21 protein-coding genes are annotated in these 24,381 nt (G+C 36.0%); 7 read left to right on the top strand and 14 right to left on the bottom strand.

Going from position 1 to position 24,381, the window contains the following annotated elements:
* The first annotated feature begins 23 nt into the window (after positions 1-23).
* The 4 genes from ACM55F_RS03065 (at position 24) to ACM55F_RS03080 (ending at position 4,844) form a co-directional block, all read left to right on the top strand.
* Positions 24-1,043: a c-type cytochrome gene (locus tag ACM55F_RS03065; protein WP_416852230.1), complete on the top strand. Its 1,020-nt coding sequence runs from the start codon at positions 24-26 to the stop codon at positions 1,041-1,043.
* 9 nt (positions 1,044-1,052) lie between these two features.
* Positions 1,053-1,478, top strand: a complete 426-nt coding sequence (locus tag ACM55F_RS03070) for a DsrE family protein (protein WP_416852231.1) — start codon at positions 1,053-1,055, stop codon at positions 1,476-1,478.
* Positions 1,479-1,578: 100 nt separating this feature from the next.
* A complete protein-coding gene (locus ACM55F_RS03075; RefSeq protein WP_416852232.1) occupies positions 1,579-3,273 on the top strand; it encodes a bifunctional metallophosphatase/5'-nucleotidase in 1,695 nt (564 codons plus the stop codon).
* Positions 3,274-3,413: 140 nt separating this feature from the next.
* Positions 3,414-4,844 carry an OprD family outer membrane porin gene (locus ACM55F_RS03080; protein ID WP_416852233.1) on the top strand — a complete coding sequence of 477 codons (1,431 nt, stop codon included), beginning with the start codon at positions 3,414-3,416 and terminating at the stop codon, positions 4,842-4,844.
* 248 nt (positions 4,845-5,092) lie between these two features.
* On the opposite strand, the gene ACM55F_RS03085 is transcribed toward ACM55F_RS03080, so the two are convergent.
* The 14 genes from ACM55F_RS03085 to ACM55F_RS03150 all read right to left on the bottom strand — a co-directional run bounded on the left by ACM55F_RS03085 (position 5,093) and on the right by ACM55F_RS03150 (position 20,844).
* A complete protein-coding gene (locus ACM55F_RS03085) occupies positions 5,093-7,735 on the bottom strand; it encodes a TonB-dependent receptor (protein ID WP_416852234.1) in 2,643 nt (880 codons plus the stop codon).
* 250 nt (positions 7,736-7,985) lie between these two features.
* A complete protein-coding gene (locus tag ACM55F_RS03090) occupies positions 7,986-8,846 on the bottom strand; it encodes an alpha/beta fold hydrolase (protein WP_416852235.1) in 861 nt (286 codons plus the stop codon).
* Between the two features lie 42 nt (positions 8,847-8,888).
* Positions 8,889-10,415 carry a carboxylesterase/lipase family protein gene (locus ACM55F_RS03095; RefSeq protein WP_416852236.1) on the bottom strand — a complete coding sequence of 509 codons (1,527 nt, stop codon included), beginning with the start codon at positions 10,413-10,415 and terminating at the stop codon, positions 8,889-8,891.
* Positions 10,416-10,474: 59 nt separating this feature from the next.
* Positions 10,475-10,822 (bottom strand): aldolase/citrate lyase family protein, encoded by a 348-nt coding sequence (locus ACM55F_RS03100; protein WP_416852237.1) that lies wholly within the window; start codon positions 10,820-10,822, stop codon positions 10,475-10,477.
* 8 nt (positions 10,823-10,830) lie between these two features.
* Positions 10,831-11,073 (bottom strand): hypothetical protein, encoded by a 243-nt coding sequence (locus ACM55F_RS03105; RefSeq protein WP_416852238.1) that lies wholly within the window; start codon positions 11,071-11,073, stop codon positions 10,831-10,833.
* A gap of 193 nt (positions 11,074-11,266) precedes the next feature.
* Entirely contained in the window at positions 11,267-12,232 is a 966-nt protein-coding gene (locus ACM55F_RS03110; protein ID WP_416852239.1) for an HpcH/HpaI aldolase family protein, read from the bottom strand.
* 97 nt (positions 12,233-12,329) lie between these two features.
* Positions 12,330-13,106 carry an alpha/beta hydrolase gene (locus ACM55F_RS03115; protein ID WP_416852240.1) on the bottom strand — a complete coding sequence of 259 codons (777 nt, stop codon included), beginning with the start codon at positions 13,104-13,106 and terminating at the stop codon, positions 12,330-12,332.
* A 127-nt stretch (positions 13,107-13,233) separates the two neighbouring features.
* Positions 13,234-14,094, bottom strand: coding sequence for a 3-hydroxyacyl-CoA dehydrogenase family protein (locus ACM55F_RS03120; RefSeq protein WP_416852241.1), 861 nt, complete (start codon positions 14,092-14,094; stop codon positions 13,234-13,236).
* A gap of 29 nt (positions 14,095-14,123) precedes the next feature.
* Positions 14,124-16,496 carry a beta-glucosidase gene (locus ACM55F_RS03125; RefSeq protein WP_416852242.1) on the bottom strand — a complete coding sequence of 791 codons (2,373 nt, stop codon included), beginning with the start codon at positions 16,494-16,496 and terminating at the stop codon, positions 14,124-14,126.
* A 63-nt stretch (positions 16,497-16,559) separates the two neighbouring features.
* Positions 16,560-17,645 (bottom strand): bile acid:sodium symporter family protein, encoded by a 1,086-nt coding sequence (locus tag ACM55F_RS03130; protein WP_416852243.1) that lies wholly within the window; start codon positions 17,643-17,645, stop codon positions 16,560-16,562.
* Between the two features lie 46 nt (positions 17,646-17,691).
* A complete protein-coding gene (locus tag ACM55F_RS03135; protein ID WP_416852244.1) occupies positions 17,692-18,366 on the bottom strand; it encodes a 3-keto-alpha-glucoside-1,2-lyase-like domain-containing protein in 675 nt (224 codons plus the stop codon).
* Positions 18,367-18,437: 71 nt separating this feature from the next.
* Positions 18,438-19,535, bottom strand: a complete 1,098-nt coding sequence (locus ACM55F_RS03140) for a hypothetical protein (RefSeq protein ID WP_416852245.1) — start codon at positions 19,533-19,535, stop codon at positions 18,438-18,440.
* 36 nt (positions 19,536-19,571) lie between these two features.
* On the bottom strand, positions 19,572-20,357 hold the full coding sequence (locus tag ACM55F_RS03145) for an IclR family transcriptional regulator (protein ID WP_416852246.1): 786 nt from the start codon (positions 20,355-20,357) through the stop codon (positions 19,572-19,574).
* A gap of 70 nt (positions 20,358-20,427) precedes the next feature.
* Positions 20,428-20,844 (bottom strand): VOC family protein, encoded by a 417-nt coding sequence (locus ACM55F_RS03150; protein ID WP_416852247.1) that lies wholly within the window; start codon positions 20,842-20,844, stop codon positions 20,428-20,430.
* Between the two features lie 127 nt (positions 20,845-20,971).
* Here ACM55F_RS03150 and ACM55F_RS03155 point away from each other — a divergent pair, with 127 nt between their 5' ends.
* From ACM55F_RS03155 to ACM55F_RS03165, 3 genes are all read left to right on the top strand, one after another.
* Positions 20,972-21,805, top strand: coding sequence for an HTD2 family dehydratase (locus tag ACM55F_RS03155; protein ID WP_416852248.1), 834 nt, complete (start codon positions 20,972-20,974; stop codon positions 21,803-21,805).
* A gap of 6 nt (positions 21,806-21,811) precedes the next feature.
* Complete coding sequence (locus ACM55F_RS03160; RefSeq protein WP_416852249.1) at positions 21,812-23,029, top strand: CaiB/BaiF CoA transferase family protein; 1,218 nt, start codon at positions 21,812-21,814, stop codon at positions 23,027-23,029.
* Positions 23,030-23,162: 133 nt separating this feature from the next.
* Entirely contained in the window at positions 23,163-24,377 is a 1,215-nt protein-coding gene (locus ACM55F_RS03165; RefSeq protein ID WP_416852250.1) for an acetyl-CoA C-acyltransferase, read from the top strand.
* Positions 24,378-24,381 lie beyond the last annotated feature (4 nt).

The following is a 24,381-nucleotide window of genomic DNA, read 5'->3' on the forward strand; positions in this document are numbered from 1 at the left end:
CGCTGGTAAAAAAGCTGATTTATATGTTTACAACCATTATCTTCTTGGTAATGGTTGTATTTATCGTTTTGTTTTTTAATACATCAATCACCTCTTGGTTTCAAAATAGTGATACGCAAATCGATTCCCTTTACATTGAAGCAGAAAAAAAGGTGCTTGTACAAAATGAAATGGCTAAAGCTTGGAAACCTGCTGATATTAGTCTGATTAAAGATGCAAACTTAAAACAAGAAGTAGAATACGGAAAAGATTTAATTGCACATACTGCCAAATATTTGGGGCCAAATGGTAGTGTGAAACAAATCACCAATGGTATGAATTGCAACAATTGCCACTTAGACGCTGGTACAAAACCTTGGGGAAATAATTACGGTTCTGTATATTCGATGTATCCAAAAATGAGAGCGCGAAGCGGGCAAGTGGAAAATCTTTACAAAAGGGTTAACGATTGTATGGAAAGAAGCTTAAATGGTCAGCCGCTCCAAGAAGATGACAAAGAAATGAAAGCCATGATTGCCTATATCGAATATATTGGCAGTAATGTTCCCAAAGGTAAAGAAGCTAATGCCGCCGGAATTTATGATTTAGAATATTTAGACAGAGCTGCCGATCCTGTAAAAGGGAAAGCCCTCTATGATGCTAAATGCGCCAGTTGTCACCAAGTGAATGGTCAGGGAATTTTGGCAGCGGATAAAAAAGAATACACGTATCCGCCGTTGTGGGGCAAAAATTCGTACAATAGTGGTGCGGGATTGTTTAGAATCAGTCGTTTTGCAGGGTACATAAAATACAATATGCCACTAGGCGCAATCTATGATAATCCTCAATTGTCAGATGAAGAAGCTTGGGATATTGCTGCTTATGTGGAAAAGCTTGATAGGCCATCGAAAGATTTAAGTCAAGACTGGCCCAATATTTCTAAAAAACCGGTGGATCATCCTTTTGGACCATTTTCGGATAAATTTACTGAGGAGCAACATAAATTTGGCCCTTTCAAACCAATAAAAGACGAAAAAAAGAAAAACGAAAAAAAACAATCTTAAAACTCAATTATGAAAAACGGGACGCTTTTATTTATTCTTGTATTTAGTATGATTTCAATTGGTGTATTGGCTCAAAAAAAGCCGAACAACCACAAAATCGTTTTTCAGTTTACCAATGCTGCTGATACTTTACAACAAAAAGCAATAGTAAACCAGCTGACAAACCTAACGACGCATTGGCCAAATGCAAAATACGAGGTGGTGATTCACAGTATGGGTTTACCATTTGTAATGTCAGGAAAATCAAAGCAAATACAAGTAATAAAAGCACTTCGGGCCAAAGGAGTTCGTTTTTTAGTGTGTGAAAACACCTTAAAGAGTCAAAAAGTAACCAAAGATCAATTGATACCAGAAGTAGAATATGTACCGGTTGGTATTGCTGAAATTGTTGAAAAACAAGAGCAAGGCTGGAGTTATATCAAGGGCGGATTCTAAATTAAAATGTAAATTATATTTTGCACAATCCTACACTATTAATTTGGCTGTAGTTTTTCTGTAAAAACTGCTAAAAACTAAACCAACAAACCTAAAAACGATGAGCAATAACCGAAGAGATTTTCTGAAATCAGTGGGGACATTAGGTCTGGGTGCTGCGATTATTTCGCCTATTTCTGCTATTGCAAATACAAATCAGACTGAAGAAATAAACTTGGATGCAGCAATAGATGAGACTAAACCTCAAACGATTTCCATTCTTCAAACTACCGATGTGCATTGTCAGATTCATCCGCATGATGAGTTATTCTGGGAAAATGAGAAAGCTGTTTTTAGAAAAACAGGCGGTTATGCCTATATGGCAACCTTACTGAAACAATTAAAAAAGAAAAACCCAAATACCTATATCATTGACACGGGCGATATGTTTCAAGGTAGCGAATTAAGCGTAGAAACTACCGGTGAAGCTTTTGTTCCCATTTTAAACGCGCTGAATTACGACTTATATCTTCCGGGAAATTGGGAAGTGATTTACGGAAAAAGAAAAATGCAAACATTATTGGGTTCTCTTGATGCGCCAAAAATTTGTACTAATATGTACCACGATTTAGGCGAAGGAAAACGAGGTGAACTTATTTTTCAGCCATATACGATTTGGAATATTGCCGGAGCAAAAATTGGTTTTTTAGGGTACACCGATCCTTTAGTACCGTTGCGACAAAGCCCAAATTACAGCAAGGGAATTTTATATACTAATCCTGAAGAAAATCTGGCTCATTATGTCGATGTGTTACGAAATCAGGAACAATGCAGTTATGTAATTATAATTGCACATCTGGGTTTATCACAGCAAATAGCATTGGCAAACCGACCGGAATGTGAAGGTGTAAACTATATTTTGGGTGGCGACACGCACGAAAGAGTCCGCAAACCTATTGTTTGTAACTATTCAAAAGTGGTGGAACCGGGAGCATTTGGTTCGTTTATTGGAAAATTAGATTTGACCATCCTCAACGGAAAAGTCATTGAAGACAACTATGAATTAATTGAGGTCGATTCTCCAAAAATAAAACCCGATGCCAAAATTGAAAAATTATTAAAAGAGAAAGAATCGGTTTATCAAGAAAAAATCAATCAGGTTATTGGCTATAGCACAATTCCTTTGTACCGCTATTTTGTGGTAGAAAATCCTATTGACACCATGATTTTGAATGCACTAAACTGGAAATTCCCTGAAATAGACATCAATCTTTCTAATGGATTCCGTTTCTGTCCGCCAAAAACAACTCCGGATGAAACGGGAAATATTCCCATCACAAACGGATTTATTTTTGATATGCTTCCCGTGGACAGCACCGTAAGAACTGCAAAAGTGACCGGAAAGCAATTGAAAAACTGGTTGGAAAAAGAATTAAATAATGTTTTTGCACAAGACGCTTCAAAACGTTTTGGCGGTTGGGTCGTAAAATTCAAGGGAATGGAAGTACGTTTTAATGCTTTTGCAGAAATGGACAAAAGAGTGCAAAGCATAACCGTAAAAAATACCCCAATAGATCCTGAAAAACTGTATACAATCATGGCATGTGAACGTGATGGCGATCCTGTGGATATGCTTTGCAGAATGAAAGGCGTTTTGGATGCCAAAAATACAACTTCAACCTTGCATACGGTAATGAGAGAATACTTAAAACTAAATTCTCCCGTTACACCAACACCAGAAAAAAACGCCATAATTCTGGATGCTCCAGAAACCCTTTTAACGCAAGTTACTGGTGTTGATTATACTTTTAGATAATTTTTAAGTCGTAAAGTAAAAACTCATAAAGTCGAATGTATAAAAACATTCGGCTTTATTTTTTTAAGGTAACTGTGATAAAAGTTACTTCCCATTTATATCGATGGGATTATTTTTGTACCAAATCTAAACGTTCAAAAATGAAAAAGTTTTCCACTATAATTTATATACTTACCGCTCTCCTTTTTTCTATAAATACAATAGCACAACATCAAGAAATTTCTGAGAAGCCAACAGTTTGGAAAGAAAAAAGTAACGAAAAAATTGATTCCACCTCTATTTTAAATGCTTTCAAAAATGGACATTTCAGTGGACATTTCCGCTATTTTTTCATGAATACCAATAATGAAAAGGGCTTATCTGATTATTATGCGAATGCCCTTGGCGGAGGCTTAAAGTTTGAAACCGCTAAATTTCATAATTTTCAATTTGGCGTCAGCGGTTATTATATTTTTAATATTGGCTCTTCTGATTTTACTGAAAAAGATCCTGTTACCAATGCACCCAATCGATATGAAGTAGCACTTTTTGATATTCAAAACCCATCAAACAAAGACAATTTAAGCCGATTAGAAGAATTGTACTTGAAATACAACTACAAAAATTCGAATATAACTATTGGAAAACAACTGCTGAATACTTCATTTATAAACCTTCAAGATGGTAGAATGCGCCCTACCGAAGTAAACGGAATTTGGGTGGATTTTAATGAAATCAAAAAAACTAAAATCAATTTGGGCTATCTGTATGGAATCTCACCACGAAGCACGCTAAAATATTTTGAAGTGAGAGAATCAATAGGAATCTATCCAACCGGAGTGAATCAAGATGGAACAAAATCCAATTATTCAGGGAATTTAGACAGCAACGGTATTTATATTTTTGGTATACAAAATGAATCGATACAGAATCTAAAAACACTTTTGTGGAATCAATATGCGGAGAATTTATTTAATTCGGCATTATTCCAAATGGACTATAACTACCCTTTAAATCCAAACTCAAAACTGCTTTTTGGGTTTCAAACCATTTACCAAAACGCGCTGAATTTTGGAGGAAATGAAGATCAAAGCAAAACATATTTTCAAAAAAATGGCAACTCACAAACTTTTGGAGGAAGGCTCGGTTGGAAAAATAAAACGCTCGAATTGACTTTAAATTACAACCGAATAACAGCCAAAGGAAAGTATTTAATGCCCCGAGAATGGGGACGAGATCCGTTTTACACGTTTATGCCAAGGGAACGTAATGAAGGTTTTGGTGACGTAAATGCGCTGATGACCAAAATACAATATACACATCCTAAAAAAGCATTCAAATGGCAACTGGCTGTGGGCTATTTTGATTTGCCAGATGTGAAAAACTTTGAATTGAATAAATATGGATTACCTTCCTATGTGCAGACTAATGCTGACATTCGATATGAATTTCAAAGATTCTTAAAAGGTTTTGATGCGCAACTATTGTATGTACACAAATTCAATGTGGGTGAAACTTACGGCAACAAAAATTATATTTTCAACAAAACAAACATGAGTACTATCAATTTTATAGTCAATTTTAATTTTTAAATTAACTGATAAAATAGTTGACTTTTGCTTCGTTTTGAAATAGTAAAATAATTAGGTTAGGCAAGAACAAAAGATTCGATAAAAACACTAAAAACTAAAGAAGCCGTCTCATAACTAAATTTGAGACGGTTTCTTTTAAATTCTGTTTCAATACTTTTTTAACAACAATTAATCAATAATTATGATATTGCTAAGGTTGTAATCCGCAAATCAATAGAGTAGTTGTATTGATTAATCATTAATATATTTTATTTAAAACTGTAAGATAACGAAGCCCAAAAACTGCGAGGTAAAATTGTTCTACCAATCATAAGAGTTCCTGGGGTTACTGTTGAAAAGTCTCTAAATTGATCCCCTCTAGTATCTCCTTCGGTAAGAGCTCTAGTATTTGTTAAATTATCAACCCAAAATTTAGCTTCAATTGCCTTTGTTATTTTGTACCCTACACTGGCTCTCATAGTGACATATCCTGGTAATTCATAGCTATTAGATGGAGAAGTATAACGACTTCCTGTATAGATAATCCCCCAATTGGTATTGAATCTTTTGTAATCATAGTTTGCAGATAGTTCCGTACTTAAAACAGGAACTCTTTCTGCTCTATTTCCAGTAAAAGTATACTTTTTATCTCCCATTTGTGCTAATACTATAGGATTGGTATTAGTAGATGCTTCATAATCCGTATATTTTGCGTCTTGCAATGTTCCTGTAAGTCTTAGACCTAAGTTATTGGACACTTTATAAGCTACCTCATATTCTGCACTTATTGTTCTTGTAGAACCAAAAGCTAACAATGGTTGTATTCCAACACTTGTAGGTACGAGGATACTTAAAGATACATTTTTGATAGCAGAATAACTAACTGAACTAAACAATGACCAACCATTGTTAGCATATTTATATCCTAACTCCGCTAAATATACCGGACGTCTCTTGATAGATGATTCATTATATGTTTGCGCACCGTAATCATTAAATGTTGGAGTATTGTATGCTCGTGTAAGTCTAGCAAACATAGCAGCATTTTCACTTATTTTATCATTAAGTCCTGCAGAAAATGCCCAATTGGTTTTAGAAACTGAATAATCCATTCTACCAGCGATATCCATAGAAGCTGGAGCCTGAAAATTTGGCGTACCATCTGCATTAACCCCATAATAAGGCCTTTTTCCATCAATACTTTGATTATCTAGACGCAAACCTAAATCAAGTCTGTATTTATCACTTAACGCAATTTCATCATTTATATAACTGGATAAAATGCGAGTATTAGCTATAGCGATAGAACTTGAAGCGGGTAGCATACCATTTCCTCCAATTCCGAACGCTGGAATAAGTAAACGACGGGGATTTTCTTTCAATTCTTGGAAGTATACAAAAGCATCATTAGGTTCGTTATTTACATTAAATTGGTGTAGCGATACACCCATACCAAGACTATGTTTGTTTACTTTCTTTTTAAAATCAAGAAAATCCATAACTTGTGTATCTTTATTCTGCTGCAATAGTGCTACTGCAAACACATTATAATCGTTTGGTGAATATACAGCAGGACTTCCGTCTAAATAAGTATAATCAACTCCAGGAACGTATTGCTGTGTTCCTAATGGGAGTGTTGAGTTAAAACTAGTATTGTTGGTTTGGTAACGAAAATTATTTGTTATCTGCCAATCATTGTCAGTTTTGTAATTAAATTGAAATCCTACTGCACCCAATTTGGTGTGCAAAATATTTCCAAGATCATAATTAGTTGTCTTTCCAGATCCATCGGTATAATCCCATTTTGAATCAATCATTTCCATAGATTGTGTGAAAATGTCATAGTTTGATAATGCTTTTGGTTTACCTGATCCATCATAAGAATAATAACTAGGTAGACGCCAATATACTTTGTCATCAATATATTTTCCTAAAAGGCGAAAGTATCCTTTATTGTTTTTGAAATGATAGGTTACATTTGCTTTTAATTGACCACCTTGACCTGCTGTGTAAGGAGGAGGTACAATTCCTTTATCGGTACGATAAAATCCCCCAATATTGTATTTTATATTATCGCTAAAAGATCCCCCTGTATTCCCATCTACTCTGTATAGGCCCTGAGAAAGACCAGATGTTACTTTGAATTCCCCATAGCTTTTAGCTGCCCCTACATAGCTAATGTTATTTATTACGGCACCAGGAGTGTTCGCTAAAATTATCGATGCATTACCACCACGGATGGCTTCAACGTTTTTAGTGGTAAGATCTGACTTATAGTATTGATCAGCCGAAGGAATTGTGCTATATCCAGTAGGTAAAACAGGAAGTCCATCTTCTAAAATCCCTAAATATATATAGCCTCCTCCTTGTGGAAATCCACGAACCCATACATTTCCGGGACCATCACCACCGCTACTTTCTACAGTAAGACCTGGAATTGCTTTCAATAAATCGATATTATTAAGCGGAGCTCTTTGTTGAATATCTTTTGCTGCCATTGTAGTAATAGCAACACTTGATTCAATTTTTTTCTTTGGGCTACCTCCTGTAACTACTACAGCATCTAATTGCATAGGATCTTCGACCAATTGTCCATTAACCTCGACTTGATTGCTTTCTACATTAACTTGGACAGTAGAAGGTAAATGCCCTAGCATAGTAAAAAGAAGTTTGTATTTACCGTTTGCTAAATTTTTAAAATTATAATAGGACAAGGAATCAGCCTTTGTACTTCTATCAGTGCCATTAGCAGATGATAGTTTAATAATAGCTCCTGAAATTGGCGTACCGTTTTTGTCTTTTACGAAGCCCGAAATACTTCCTGTATTTTGTGCATAAGCTGCACTTGAAAGGATAAATAAACATAGCAGCCAAAAAGTGCCTAGTTTATCATTAAATGATAATTTTTTCATTTGGTTTTTAATTTAGTTAATATTTGGTTTTAATTATGATTTACAAATTTTATTTAGTCAATTTTCTAGCTGATTCTCCAGAAAAAAGGCATAAGTTTAGCACCTATTCGAATAAATTCGAAAGGTTATATGTCCCCAGAGAATTTAGGGATAGGTTTTTAAAATGGTTTGTTGGTGCTTTTATTTCACCATTTGAAGTGAATTAAGGGTACTCCATAAAATTAGTTTCCCCTTTATATTTAACGGATTACTATTTCAAAAATGGAACAATACATGCCCAAGTTGCATCAAAATTTTCCAAGAAACAACCATGCCCTGCATTAGGAATGATTGCGATTTGAGATTTTGGGATAAATCTTGCAGCACTTACTACACGTTCAACAGGATTACCTCCATCTCGATCTCCCGCCATTACTAAAACAGGACATTTTATTGCACTCAATAAGTCTTTACTTACTGTAACATTATTATAACAATTTGCCACTTGTGTAAATAGATCTTCTATTCTATTAGATTCAGGCATTAATTTCAATTGCTGCTCCCAGAAAGGTTTATCCATTTCCTGTGCTTGTTTTGCTGTAAATTTAAATTCCCTTAATCCTGGACGTACTTCCCCAGCACCCATTACAATCATTTTTTTGACTCTTTCTGGATACATTGCACCTAATTTATAGGCCGAATAACCTCCATCACTAAAGCCAAGTACAATAACACTGTCTTTAGTTACCGCATTAATAACCGCCATCGCATCGTTGGCACGTTGCTCTAGGGTAAGTGGCTCAGTACCTAATTCAGATTTACCGTGACCACGAGTAGAAATAGCGATTACTTGATACCTTTTCTTGAAATTATTGATAAAATCTGAAAACTCAACAGTTGAGCCAAATAATCCGCCATGCATCAACACTATTGGTTGACCTTTACCATAGACTTCATAATAAATTTTCGCATCATTCGCTTGTACATAATGTCCTGCTTTAGGGTTATTCCCATAAGGTATTGTATTCACCACATTAGCGGGTTGAAAAGCTCTTATTAATTTTTTTTGCTGTGCCTGAACATTTGACATGAAAAACAGAAAAATGAAAGCGGTTACTAATTTTGAATACATATTGATATTGTTTTAAAAGTGAATGAAGTTGTTTTGATTGGTTTAATAATTCTTATCTAAAAAATCAAATTCTTTTTTCAAAAATCCGGACTTAGATTCCATTTTATCGCCTACTACCATGATAGCACCTGACTGTATGTTATAACTTTTCCATTCAGGCAAATTGTGCCCATTTGGATTACCCGTTTTTGCAAAATTGACCCAATAAGAAGAAAAAATAGTTTCTAATTCTTTGTCTAATGGCTGCCAAGGACGATTCCAAGTATGCAAATTATGAAGTACATACGGGACTTCCGAAGTGTGAAAAGCTCCATAATTGGGAAAATTTGGCTTATCTGGTGCAACATGACCAAATTGATAGATGTAACTTGCTTTAGTGTTAAAACTTGCCAGTAAATGCGCAGGCTCACCTGCAAATCCTAATAATGTCAATTTTTGATTAACTGTTTTAACCTCCTCTGCTGTAGCTGCGGGAAAAATACTTAAATACGCATCGGCTTTATCGCCATATTTTGCTTGGGCTTCTTTTTTATAATCGTCAACGGTCATAGTAGCATCTCCCATAAAACTGCCATCGCCAGTTACCCAACCTGTTAAAATAGGTGTTTGATTGTGCAAGCCATTTTTGAAATGTTCTAACAAATTAACGGGTAAAACATAGCCGTCCATCGTTGTTCCAAATCGGCCTACTTCTGGATTATTACTCAGCATTTGCAATTCTTCAGCTGATTTTTTTCGCAATTCAGCTAATGAATTTGTGTTTGCTTTTTTCATAAAAACAATACCTTGCTCTTCGGATTTTTCTAAATTTTGGCTGAGCATATTGGAAAACAAACCACCACTTTGTGCAATGGCTTTGTGAAATAAACCTTTTGCCAACGGCGAGGCAATCAAAGCGGTTACGCTAAACGCTCCTGCAGATTGACCAGCAATAGTAACATTGTTAGGATCACCACCAAAGGCAGCAATGTTTTTTTGAACCCACTTTAATGCGGCTATTTGGTCTAAAAAACCATAGTTACCCGAAGCCTGATGACCGGACTCTTTGCTCAACTCTGGATGTGCCATAAAGCCAAAAACTCCAACTCGATAGTTAATACTAACGAAAATTACTCCTTTTTTTGCCATTTCTTCGCCATCATAAATAGCACAATTTGCCGAGCCACTATTTAGCCCACCGCCATAAATCCATAAAAAAACGGGTTGTTTTTTGGATTTAGCTTTTGCAGTAGTCCAAACATTTAGATACAAACAATCTTCATTGATAGGTTCGGGTTGAGCAAGAAACTCCTCCGTCCAACAAAAGAATGGTTGCGGTTTGTTTTGCATAGGACTTGCCGAAAAAGCTTTACATTGTTTTATGCCCTTCCAGTTTTGAACAGCTTGCGGCGCTTTCCATCGTAAATCACCAATTGGTGCGGCAGCAAAAGGAATACCTTTAAAAACACGAACTGTTTTATCCGAAGTGACTGTACCTTGAATTTTTCCATTAACTGTCCCTACGATTGGGTTTTGAGCAGTTACAAAAACCGTAAAAAATAAAAGGATTAGTAGAAGGTTATTTTTCATAATCTTGTGTTTTAAAAGCATCTTTAAATCGGGTTTAAATTATAAAAACCTTTCGATTCCTATTTTTTAGCAGCTTGATTAATCTTGTTCGTAATATCCTTGAAAAGCCCCGAATACATTCCTTTGATAAGTTGCCAATCATGTGTCAGCAAAATCATATTGGCACCCGCATCTACATTTTTTGTAGCTTCATCTGGTGTAAGTGCAAGACGAAGAAATGCTTTATTGGGGAACGATTTAACCACAGCAGCCATCTCGTCTAATACCTGTACCACCTTCGGGTGTTTCCAATCGCTTACCCTAAGTTCCATCGAAATATCACCTGGGCCGATAGCAACACCTGTGACACCTTCAACTGCCAATATTTTTGATAAATTTTCTTTTCCTTTTAGGCTTTCGACTATCATAATGCAAACTACATCTTGCTTGCTTGCTGACGACGTTCATATTCATTACCGCTAAAACTAATAGAAGCTCTTGCAAAGCCTGAACCTCGAACACCAAGCGGTTTGTTTCGATACCAAAAAACCAATTCGGCAGCTCTTCGGGTGTTTCTACTTGAGGGAATAAAAAGCCACTGGCACCGAGTATTAGCTCTGTCAGATTTAAGGAACGTTCTCCAAGTCGGACAAGGGTAATTTTTAATATTGATATGCAAATATTGAAATTATTTAATGTAAAAAATTGTTCTTTTAAATCAAAAACAGGACAAATCGTATGTTTCATAGAAATTGCCCCGAAAAAAAATCCTCAAATCCTTTTTTACTACTACCAAAAAGGAATAATGTCAAAATAAAAAATCATGTAAATCAGACTTATAAGTATAGTATGGATATTGAATACAAATAAGTCTATTTTTTAGCTGCTTGATTAATTTTGTTGGTTATATCTTTGAAAAGCCCAGAATACATTCCTTTGATGAGTTGCCAATCATGTGTCAGCAGAATCATATTGGCTCCCGAAGCTACATTTTTTACGGCTTCATCTGGTGTAAGTGTAAGACGAAGAAATGCTCGATTTGGGAACGATTTGACTACTGCAGCCATTTCGTCTAAAACCTGTACAACCTTTGGATCCTTCCAATTGCTAACACCAAGTTCCATCGAAATATCACCCGGACCAATAGCAACACCTGTGACACCTTCAACTGCCAATATTTTGGATAAATTTTCTTTTCCTTTTAGGCTTTCGACTATCATAATGCAAACTACATCTTTGTTCGCTTGCTGACGACGTTCATATTCATTACCGCTATAACTAATAGAAGCTCTTGCAAAGCCTGAACCTCGAACACCAAGCGGTTTGTATCGACACCAAGAAACCAATTCGGCAGCTTCTTCGGCAGTCTCAACTTGTGGGAATAAAAAACCAGTTGCTCCTGCATCGAGCATACGTTCTACAAGATTTGCGGAACGTTCTCCAAGACGGACAAGAGTAGGAACTTTATGAAGTTCAGCAGCAATAATAGCTTGACCAATATCGTTGTAGTCGCGTAAACCATGTTCGAAATCCAAGAAAAGGAAATCAGCCCCTGCTTCACAAACTACTTCTACCATTGTAGGATGAGCGATGTTGATTACTGCACCTTTTAAAACTTCCCCATTATTCAGTCGGTCTTTTAATTTTTCTTTCCTGCTGTTGTTTTTAATTGTATCAGTTGCTTTTTTGTCAACAAAGTTGCTATTAGTGTATCCTACTCGTTCTGGCGTTTTATAAACCCCATTACCAGCTTGAAAATTACTGCTTAAATTTTGTTGTCCGTAAAGGCACGAGAATACCGGTAAAATGGCCAATAACAATAATAATTTTGTGTACACAACGAGCTATTTTAATGATTAAAAACTATTTTTAATATTTTGAAAAAAAACTAAAGTATCGACTAATAACATATAATGAAGAATCTCCTAATTCAATTTACTCTGCTGTTACAGCATTACTTTTAAATACTTTTTGAAAAAACAATAAATGATAGGGTAATGCGTTCTGAGCATAATCCCATGAATGCCCTCCAGGTCTTTCTATATAATCGTGAGGAGTGCTGTTGTATACCAATCGTTGATGCAATTCCCTATTTTGCTTTACTAAAAAATCATCAACGCCGCAATCTATTAGGATTGACAAACCATTTTTTTTAATGGTATCTATCATATTCATAATAGAGTTTTTAACAAAAACTTCGCTGTTCGGGTCAAAAGTTCCCAGAAGCTTTTGGAAACGCTCATTTACAGACTTTAATCCTTCAGCATCCATTTTTGAATTTGCAAAATTCATATCCATAGCCCCAAACATACTACTTGCGGCACAAAACGTATCCGGATTACGTGCAGAAAGATATAGTGCGCCATGACCACCCATTGACAGCCCCGTTATTGCCCTTCCTTTTTTGTTTTTTACAGTGCGATACGTATTATCAATTTTAGGGATTACCTCTTTGATAATGTGCGTTTCAAATTGACTCGCCTTATCGTAGGGGCTATCCATATACCAACTAAAGGCTTCTCCCTCGGGCATTACAATGATAATATTATATTGATTTGCTAGGTTTTTTACTAACATCTTGTCTGGAGTGAGTTTTAGCCAGTCTCTAAAATGACCTGCACCGCCATGTAATAAATACAATACTGGGTAAGACGCCTTGCTCTTTGCATACGAAGAAGGTAGTACCACAGCTGCATTAAAAGTTTTGCTCATTGACAGGCTTTTAATAGCAACGCTATCAACAGTGGCAATTGAATTTTGAGCTTTTGCAAAAAACGAAAAGCATAACAGGAATACTATGTGGCTATTTTTCATAATTTTATTTATTTCTGTGATTTTTCTATTGCTCATAATCATAAAACCCTTTACCTACTTTTTTCCCCCATTCTCCTTTAGTAAACTTCTCAACTACAGTAGGAGAAGGTCTGTCGGCAGGGTCGCCACTTTCCTTGTATTTTTCCATTCCTACATGATAGGCTAAATCTACCCCAGTAAGGTCTAATAACTGAAAAGGTCCCATAGGATAGCCCAATCCGTTCATGGCCGCTGTGTCTATATCTTCAAAACTTGCAACACCCATATCCAATAGTTTTAGAGCTTCTTGTCTTGTGGCTTGCAAGAGACGGTTAACCAGAAAACCATATATCTCTTTGTGAAGTAAAACAGGTGTTTTATTCATTTTCTTTGCAGCATTCATTACTGAATCAACCGTTTCTTCTGAAACGTGCAGACCTTGTACCACTTCAACCAATTTCATCACCAAGGCAGGATTAAAAAAGTGCATATTACACACTTTCTCAGGTCGATTGGTTGCATCGGCAATTTTGGAACTTACAATGTAAGAGCTATTCGTAGCCAAAATTGTATGAGCAGGACAAATTTTATCTAAGTTGGCAAAGAGTTTTCGTTTTACTTCTAATTTCTCAATAATGGCTTCAATTACAAGATCCGCTTCAACGACCGCTTCTTCAATTGTTGGGACGAAAGCAAGGTTTTCTAGGGCTTGGCTGGCTGCTTCTTCGCTTAACTTTCCTTTAATTACCCTTTCTTTCAAATAATTATCTGCGAACGCAATTGCTTTTGCCAATATATCAGGATTGGTATCTGTACATTTTACTTGAAATCCAGACATAGCTGCACATAATGCAATCTGATGCCCCATATTACCTGCTCCGATAATTGCTATTTTAGTTATTTCCATGATATTGAATTATGATTGATTCAGCATTACTATTTACTCAATTCTTTGATTCCTTTTTGAGGTAACAAAATCTTAGGTGTTTTCGACAACTGTTGTGATTTTTGCAACGTGAAAAAGGCTTTATTTTTAATATTTAGTGACGAACTTCCTATTTTGATAGTGTACCTTCCCGCATCAGCTATCCAAGCAGATTTTGCAGGATTGAAAGATGCTAAATCAGCTGTCGAAATATAAAAAGTTAAAGTTTGAGATTCATTAGGCTGCAACAATTTTGTTTTTCCGAAAGCTTTTAATTCACTTTCAGGCTTATTTAATTGACTACTTGGAGCTGATAAATACAGTTGTACGATTTCTTTTCCTGCCACTTTGCCGCTATTGGTCACTGTAATCGTAACTTTAAGGTTATCCTTAAATGCTTTACTGCTCAATTTTAAATTATCATATATAAATGTGGTATAAGATAGACCATATCCAAAAGCATAAGAAGGCTTAACGTTGAAAGTATTGAAATAACGATAGCCAACATAAATACCTTCTTCATAAGTAACTTCTGCAGCATCAGTATCCGCCAATAACATTTTATTAGATATTACTTCAGTAACCATACCTGGATAATTTTTACTGGAAGGCTCATCTGTATAGGCGACAGGAAAAGTCGTTGCCAACTTTCCTGAAGGATTGACATTCCCTTTCAATATATCAGCAATAGCATTCCCACTTTCTAAACCTCCTTGCCAAGCTAACAAAATGGCATCCGCTTTATCATTCCAACTGGCAGTTTCTAGCACCCCTCCAATATTCAAGACCACAACTACTTTTTTACCTTGCGCTTGAAAGGCTTTTGAAACCGTTTCAAACGTTACTTTTTCTGAACTGGTTAGATTAAAATCTGTATCTAAAGTTCTATCTACAAATTCACCTGAATGCTTCCCAATTGTAAATACGGCAATATCATTTTCGAGTGCCATTTTTTGAGCTAATGCAACGTCAACATACATTTCTGGAACAACAGTATGAGGGTGAAAAGGAGATGCAGGCGGTGGCAACTTGGCTTTACCCTCTTTATAATAGTGTTTGTAACTTGCAGCCAAGTTCGCGTGAACAGTATAATTGGCATTTTCTAATCCTTTATCCAACGAAATCATATAGCTTTTATTAACATCACCACTACCAGTTCCTCCTGCAATTAATTCATAACTATTATTCCCAAATAAAGCGACTTTTTTTACAGTTGTCATCGGTAAAACTCCTTCATTTTTTAACAAAACCATGCCTTCACTCGCAACTTGACGAGAAATTTTAGCATGTTGTTTCAAATTTGGTGTTTCAGAATATTTATAACCTTTGAAAGTAGGTGATTTTAAGACAAGCTCTAATACGTGTTTAACATTCTCATCTAACTGCTTCATTGGGAGTTTACCTGTTTTTACAGCTTCGATAATCGATATCTTTTGAGCCTTTGTTCCTGGCATTAAAAGATCATTACCTGCTTCCATTTGTTCAACGGCATTTTTACCTGCAAACCAATCGGTCATAACCAAGCCTTTGAACTTGGATTCTTGTCTTAAATAAGTATTTAATAAAGGTTTATTTTGAGAAGTATAAGTACCATTAATCATGTTGTATGAAGACATGATTGTCCAAGGTTCAGATTTTTGAAGGGCAACTTGAAAGTTTTTTAGATAAATTTCTCGCAAAGCTCTTTCGCTAACATGCACGTTCATTCGGAATCTGTTAAACTCGTGGTTGTTCGCTGCAAAATGTTTGATTGAAGTACCAATTCCATTGCTTTGTACACCATTGACTATAGCAGCGGCCATACTGCCAGAAACCAATGGGTCTTCCGAATAATACTCAAAATTACGTCCTGCCAAAGAATTACGATGAATATTCATGGCCGGTCCCAGCAAAACATCAACGCCATATTCTTTAGCTTCATTACCAATGGCTATCCCCATAATTTTAACCAAATCAGTATCCCAGGTAGAAGCTAATAAAGTCCCGATTGGAAAGGCAGTTGCGTAGTAAGTTCGGGTTGAATCCTTTCCTCGAATGGGAGAAATTCGTACTCCAGCAGGACCATCAGATAAAGTAATCGATGGTATTCCCAAACGTGGAACAGCATGTGTTCGTCCCGCCGACCCTAAAATTTTTTCTGGAATACCTGCATCAGTCGAATCCATCTCAGGTATCATCCCGGCAGGAAGTCCTGGAATAAACATTCCCATTCCAGTAACCAGATTTACTTTTTCTTCAATTGTTAGGGCTTGAAGTATTTCATCTATGGAGTTTTGGCCCAATTGCGGTAGATTTTCATCTAATGCGTTGTCTTTATTATATTTCTTAAAACTAAAAATAATAATAAGTACTATTGGTATGATATATAGGAATTTTGATTTCATAATTAAATGTCAATTTTTATTAAAAAAAACAGATTTTCATTTCATAGATTAAAAAGTGATACTTTAGACTTCTTCCGATGTTATTCTATTTCGCCACCAATTTGATAACATTGACCCTGAAATGGTCATCCAAGGCACAGCTATCACTGATGCTAAACCAACAGTTGCTAATTTTCCCATTTGTAAGGCAATTCCAGAAGCAAGACCTCCATTTTGCATACCTACTTCCAAGGAAATTGTACGGCATGATGCTTCGTCCAAACCCATAAACCTCCCACTCCAATAGCCTAATAAATAACCTATTGTATGGTGAATCATTGCTGATAAAAATAACAATGGCCCAATTTCTAATAAAGAATCTCTACCCGATGAGACAATAACAATCATCATCAGCAAAACACCCAGCATTGAAATTTTAGGTAATAAGGTTTGTAGCCTTTTTATACCTTTTCTAAGAAATCTATTGACTATTAAACCCAATAGTATTGGTAAAATAATGATTTCAGCTACATGCAGCATCATGGCCTGTAAATCAATAGCGACGTATTGACCTGCTAATAATTTCATTAACAAGGGGGTCATAAACGGTGCCACAAGAGTAGAAATCGCAGCAATAGTAACCGACAAAGGCATATTGGCTTTGGCAATAAATGCTAAAACATTTGAGGTTACTCCACTTGGTACCGAACCCATCAATATTACACCAGCAGCTATTTCGGGTGGAAATCCAAAACTTTTGGCCAAGGTAAAACCGACTAAAGGCATAATAGTGAAGTGACTAACGAGACCAATCAAAACCGCCTTAGGCGTTTTAATAACACCTTCAAAGTCTTTCAGACTCATTTCGGTACCCATCGTAAACATTATCAACTGAATAAGCGGGACAATAAAGCCCGTGAACTTAAAATCTCCAATTTTTTGAAAATATTGCGGATAAAAAAAACCAACTGAAACTGCAGCTATTACCCAAATCGTAAACGACATTTGATTTAGAATTGAAACGTTTCGGCCTCCAATTGCTAAACATATAAGTGAGCTGACAATAAAAGGACCTGTTGCCAATAATCCACCTCCAAAAATAAAGACGGCTATTGCTAAAAGCCCCAAAACGGCAGAACTTATAAGTAAGAATCTATATGCTTTTTCCATAAATATTTAGTTAGTTTTATAGTTTTATCCTATTGTTAAAAATCACTTATTGTTTCGTTATTTTCAAGTCTCTAAAATACCCTTCTGTTCCAATTTCTACCCAAAGTCCAATACCACCTTCGGTGTTTTCGCCCAATTTCAAGTCATTGACAATCAAAACTGGGTATTTACTGTTATTTAAAAATAGTTGGGCTTCTTTGCCTTTTACTTCAATTCGCATTGTAATCCATTCGTTTAAGCCCATATCTGAGTATGATTCGTACTTTTCAGGGCTTATTTGCCTTAGCTTATCGAATTTGAAATCGGGATAAGCATAATATTGAATGCTATGATTGCGTCTTACTTGGTCATCAGCACGACCATTTGTAGGGCGTATATAAATGGATTCGTATTTTGTATTTTTATCGTCAATTCTGAAAGAGATACCAATGAAACCTCTTGCAAAGGCGGGTGCATTTTTTAATAAACGGCTCAAAACTTTGACTTCGATACTACCATTTTTAAAATTCAAATCTTTTATTCTGACAAAAGTGGGTTCGTCTACAAGTTGCACCAAAGTATCTTTGACCACCTTCAGTACTTCTTTATTATCTAAATTTTCAAAAGACATAGATACTTGGTTAGGCTCAAGCGTCTTATTATTTAAATTGATTTTTTGAGCCGATAGACTTTTACAACCAATTAAAAAACAAACAACAAAAATGTATTTTAAATTTTTCATTTTATTGATTTAAGCTTTGACACAAATAACAAAACGGAGCCTGATATGTACCCTATTATGTCCTAATTTAACTATTTAGCAAACAACCCTGCGCCCAAATTTGAGCCTAATGTCCCTGGTTTAATATGCAGATATAATGTATCAGTTTGATCCTCTATTATTTCTAATCTTCCTTCTTTTTTTAGGATTACATCCTTGCCCGCTTTTAGTTTTTCTGGATTTGCATTTTCGCCAAATCCCTGTGGACCACCACCTTTGTTTACATAAGAATTATAACCTACTATAATTGAATTTTCAATCAAAAAAGATTCTTTTTCAGCTTTGTCTAAAATCCATAATACATTGGCATTGCTGATAACGTTGTTGTAAAATTTGAAATCGCTGGTAGCTGACCAGGTCCAAACAATACCTCCATAACTATCAATAATAAGATTATGGTGCATGGATGACTCAGTTCCTGGATTATTCCACATCACCACAGCATCTTTAACTCCATAAAAAACACAATGGTCAACTTCAAGAGCTTTTCCATTTGCTAAAACTGCAAGATGATTGGGAATAGCTATTTTATCTCCAATAAACAAACATTGGGTTATTCTAAAATCTTCCAAATTTTTTCCTTCCCAAACGATTGGATAATTTCTAATTAGTATGCCTTTAGATGGATTTTCATGTACTGGTTCGCCTAAAACCCTTAATCCTTGAATAGTTATGTGGCTGTTTTGAATTAGAATACCAAAATTTTGACCGCCAGTTACTTCTCCTTTATCATTTTTTTCTACTGAAAAAGGCATGGTAGAGATTAATATGGGCATATCTGAAGGCTTCCAGCTTATATCATCAGGCAATATTTCAGCACGAATAATAAGGCGGTTGGCTTTAGAAAACTTCTTATTTACAGGATTGAAGTCGGCCGTTTCATTCATACCATAGACACCTGATGACAAGTAAACAGTGATTGCACCCTCTCCACTTGCTTGATTTACTCGTCTTGATGCTTCACTTAATGTTTTTAGAGGATTTTCCTTTGTTCCTGCATTAGTATCGTTACCCTTATAAGGGTTCAAGTAAATAGCATCACCCTTAATCATTGAAGGGGTTTGTGCATTCGCCAGAAAAGTGAAGTTTAAAAAAAGACAAAACAGTAGTACTAATTTTATAAATTTCATATTTGATTGCATATTTAATTTAATATTTGACATAATTCAATTATTTGCATTTATATTAGTTATTGCAATTTTTTGACTCAGATTTGATACACATTCTCTTAATATTTCTTCTACCTGCTCTTGCGTAAATTGGTTTGTTCCATCAATTCGTGCCAACATAGGTACTGTCATCGCAGCTACTGCATTTCCGTTCATATCCAATATAGGAAATGAAATGGCGTGAAGTCCTGCAAACTGTTTACTCTTTATGGATGCAAATCCTTTTGACACTACATCCTTTAGACTATTACTGTAAGCTTCAATTTCAGTCTCTGATGAATTTGGAAGGCTTTCTTGTATTCTGATATTTTTGATGATTTGGTCCTGAAAAGCCAACAATACCATACCAGATGCTGAAGGAGCAACCTCAATTTCAGAGCCAACTCGAGTCATAAAACCAAGTCCATTTGGCGGTTGAATGGACGCTATAACGGTTTGAAAACCATTATTATAAACTCTCAAATCACAAGGAAAAGAAACGGCTCTTGATAAACCCTCCATAATTGGAAGTGCTTCCGTCAACAAACGATAAGTAGGTGGATGAAAATGTGACAATTGAAACAACTTAGAAGTAATGGTATAAACATTTCCATAATTGGCAACATAATTCCTTTGCACCAAACAATTCAACATACGATAAATTTCCCCCAATTTCCTACCAAGTTGAGCCGCAATTTCTTGCTGTGTCAGTCCGTTTTCGCACTTACTAAGAACTTCTAAAATATCTAAGCCTTTGTCTAATGCGGGGGCAGAATAAACTCCATTTTCTTCTTTCTCTTTCATATCTGATTTATTTTACGATTTTTTGTGTTTAAATATCCGCTATTTTAAGCAAAATAAACCGCAAATCAAATTACATACCTATTTGATGTACTTCGATGATATTTCCATCTGGGTCATGAAAGAAGATTTGATACCAACCTGCTAATGCCCATTTACCATAATCCGCATAGGGAATATTTTGATCTTCTAATTTCTTTTTGAACCCTTCTATATCATCTGTTCTAAAACAGAAATGACCATTTTTGATTGGATTAATCCATTGGTTCATGCGGTGGCCAGCATCATTATCCTTTTGAGTAATATGAAATTCTATGGTGCCATCGGTTATAAATTCAACTTGCCCGTCATACCTGTTTTCGGTGTCCTCGGTTGTCAATCCGTGTTCTTCGTCTTGAAGGCGACTCATGCCGAAAATATTTTGATAAAATTTGGATAATCTTGACACATCTTCTGTGCATAGATTCATGTGATGATACTTAAATTTCATGTTTTGAAAATTTATAAATTGTTATTTCTTTTGCAAATATGAAATAATATTTTCAAATATAAAAAAATAATTTGTATTTTTGTTGAAATTCACATTTATTCACGTATTTGTGAGAATACATAACAATATGCAAGAAAGCATTTTAGAGTCTAAAACTCAATCAAATGAACAATGTAGTCCTACAATGGTACGTCGTGTGGCTGCTATGTTAGACTTAGATACTCGTTCTTTTTCAGAAGGAGATATATTACCAAAAGGATGGCATTTTTTTATGCTAGCTGGTGAAACACGAAAATCCAAATTACGCAAAGATGGATTCCCTGGCTTGGGTGTTCCTATTCCTGACCTTGGGCTGCCAAGATTGCTTTTAGGAGGAAGAACTGCATCCTACAATGGTGACATTGTAATAGGTTCAGTAGTAGAAAAAACGAGTTTTATCAAAAGCATCGTAGAAAAAACAACTAATTCGGGACCGATGGCAATTGTAACAATCCAACACGAATTACGTCCTGTTACTGCATCAATTCCCGCCATTATTGAAACCCAAACCTACATTTTGCTAAGTGCGAGTACCGCTTCGAAGAATTCTGAAAAAACATCTTCCCAACCTATTGAATCGAAACATCAGAAACAGGTAATTCCTGATGAAACACTTATATTCCAATACTCTGCATTAGGATTTAACTCTCATAAAATTCACTTGGATAGGGATTATGCTCAAAATATTGAAGGACTTCCAGATTTGGTGGTAAACGGTGGTTTGACTACACTTTTATTAACTGAATTTTTAAGAACCTATTTGGGGCTGGAAATGACAGCTATAAAAGTAAAACATATAGCACCGCTGTATTGTAACAGACCGATGACCCTGACTGCCGAACAAAAAGAAACGGGCTGGGAGTTGAAAGTTTTTGACGATAATAATGAAATAGCGGTAGAGGCCGAAGCTAACGTAAAATAATTGAATATGAAGTTTGAACCATTAAAAAATATCAAAATATTAGACCTAACGGCTGTGGTTGTTGGTCCAGTGGCAACTTGGCGATTGGGGCAATACGGTGCAGAAATTATAAAGGTTGAAAGCCCATCGGGCGATTTGATGCGTGGTCTGGGAGGAATGTCACCTACGGGACAACATTCGGGAGCTTACCTACATCTTAATCGAGGGAAAAAGAATATTTGTCTCGACTTAAAAAAAGAAGGGGGGCAGCAAATCATTCAAAAATTAGTGGAATGGTGTGATGTGATTGTTGCCAATATGCGACCCGATGCTTTAGAGCGATTGGGTTTAGATGCAGCTACGATCAGGTCAAAATATCCAGAAAAAATATATTGTTTGATAACAGGCTATGGCACAGATGGACCTTATTCAGGGTTGCCAACTTACGACAGTGTTTTGCAAGGTGCTTCGGGTATTGCAGGATTAACGATGGCTCGTGATGGAAAACCGGCTTACGTTCCTATGTTAATCTGTGACCACGTTGTGGGCGAAATTACGGCAGGCACAGTTATGGCAGCACTGATGCAACGTCAAAATACTGGAATAGGTACAAGTATAGAAATACCGATGTTTGAAACCATGGCATCTTTTGTTTTGCAAGAACATTTAGCGCAACAAAGTTTTGAACCGCCAGTTGGTCCCCCAGGCGACCTTCGACTTTTAAGCCCACATAATCAGCCCGTTAAAACAAAAGATGGATATCTTTCCTTTACCATCAATACTGATGCTCAGGTACAAGCCTTTTTAAAAATAACGGATAGAGAAGAATTACTCCACGATGAACGATTTATATCGGTGGCAAGCAGGGCAAAATACGTTTCAGAATGGTTTGAAATTCGTGGTGCGGCACTCGATAATAAGTCCACTGATGAATGGCTTAAAATATTTCGAGAAACGGACCTACCCGCTATGCCCTGCCATACACTTGAAACATTAACTAATGACCCACATTTAAAGGCTGTTGAGCTAATTGATTTTGAAAATCATCCAACCGAAGGAAAAACTGCTGTAATTCGTTCCACTATAAAAGTTGATGGCAATTATCCTTCGGCGCGTTCTACTGCCGTTCCTTGTGGATGGGACACTACCGAAATTCTTAGTGAATTGGGATATTCAGAAATTGAAATGGAAAAAATTTTAATAGAAAAGGCAGCATACAATTTTAAACGTTCAAAACAATCATAAAAGCAGTTATGAATTTATTAAGCTATATCATAAACAATTTTTAATCAGATGAAATCGCCATGATTCCAAAACACAAACTGGAATGAAGAATGGCGATACCATATTCCTTTAAAAAATAAATATTATCTACAATATGAAACAATCCTATATCATTGATGCTATCCGAACGCCAATTGGTAGTTTAGGAGGCACTTTATCAGCTCTTCGTGCCGATGATTTGGCAGCATTACCAATTAAAGAACTCATCAAAAGAAACCCAAATTTACCAACAGAATTAATTGACGATGTGATTTTAGGGTGTCATAACCAAGCGGGGGAAGATAATCGAAATGTAGCACGAATGGCTTTACTATTAGCCGGAATACCACACACCGTTCCAGGTGAGACGGTCAATCGTTTATGTTCATCAGGAATGTCGGCGATTATTCATGCCAATAGAGCTATCAAAGCTGATGACGGTGCTATTTTTATTGCGGGCGGAATGGAACACATGACCCGCGGCCCGTGGGTAATTTCTAAAACATCAAAACCTTTTGGCAATGATGCAAAGATGTTTGATAGTAGTTTTGGATGGCGATTTATTAATCCTGAAATGCAAAAATTATACGGTACCGATGCAATGGGCATAACTGCTGAAAATTTAGCAGTTATGTATGGAATAAGCCGTGAGGATCAAGATTTGTTTGCCTTTCGCTCACAGCAAAAAGCGTTTTTGGCTCAACAAAACAGAATTTTAGCGGATGAAATCATGAAAATTGAAATGGCTGATAGAAAAGGTAATATCACTGTTTTTGATACAGATGAATTTATTAAAGGCAGTACAACAATTGAAATCCTTTCCAAATTAAACCCCATTTTCAAGAAAGAAGGAGGAACAGTAACAGCAGGAAATTCTTCCGGATTAAATGATGGAGCTGCTGCCATGTTGATTGCTTCGGAGGAAGCAGTAAAAAGACTTAATTTTATTCCAAAAGCAAGAATCGTATCCTCGGCGGTAGTAGGCGTAGAACCTAGAATTATGGGAATTGGCCCTGTTGGAGCAACACAAAAAGCGTTGCAAAAAGCAGGTTTGACACTCGACCAAATAGACGTATTTGAATTCAATGAAGCTTTTTCAGCTCAATGTTTAGCCGTTACACGAAACTTAGAGATTGCCGATGATGACACAAGAGTAAACCCAAATGGCGGAGCAATTGCACTTGGACATCCACTAGGAATGTCGGGTACTCGAATCATTCAAGCGGCAGTTAATGAACTACACCGTACCAAGAAAAAATATGCCCTTGCAGCTATGTGTGTTGGTGTAGGAATGGGTTATGCCGTAATAATCGAAAATGTTACAATATAAAAAT

The sequence above is a fragment of the Flavobacterium melibiosi genome (genome assembly GCF_048158545.1).
GTDB lineage: Bacteria > Bacteroidota > Bacteroidia > Flavobacteriales > Flavobacteriaceae > Flavobacterium > Flavobacterium melibiosi.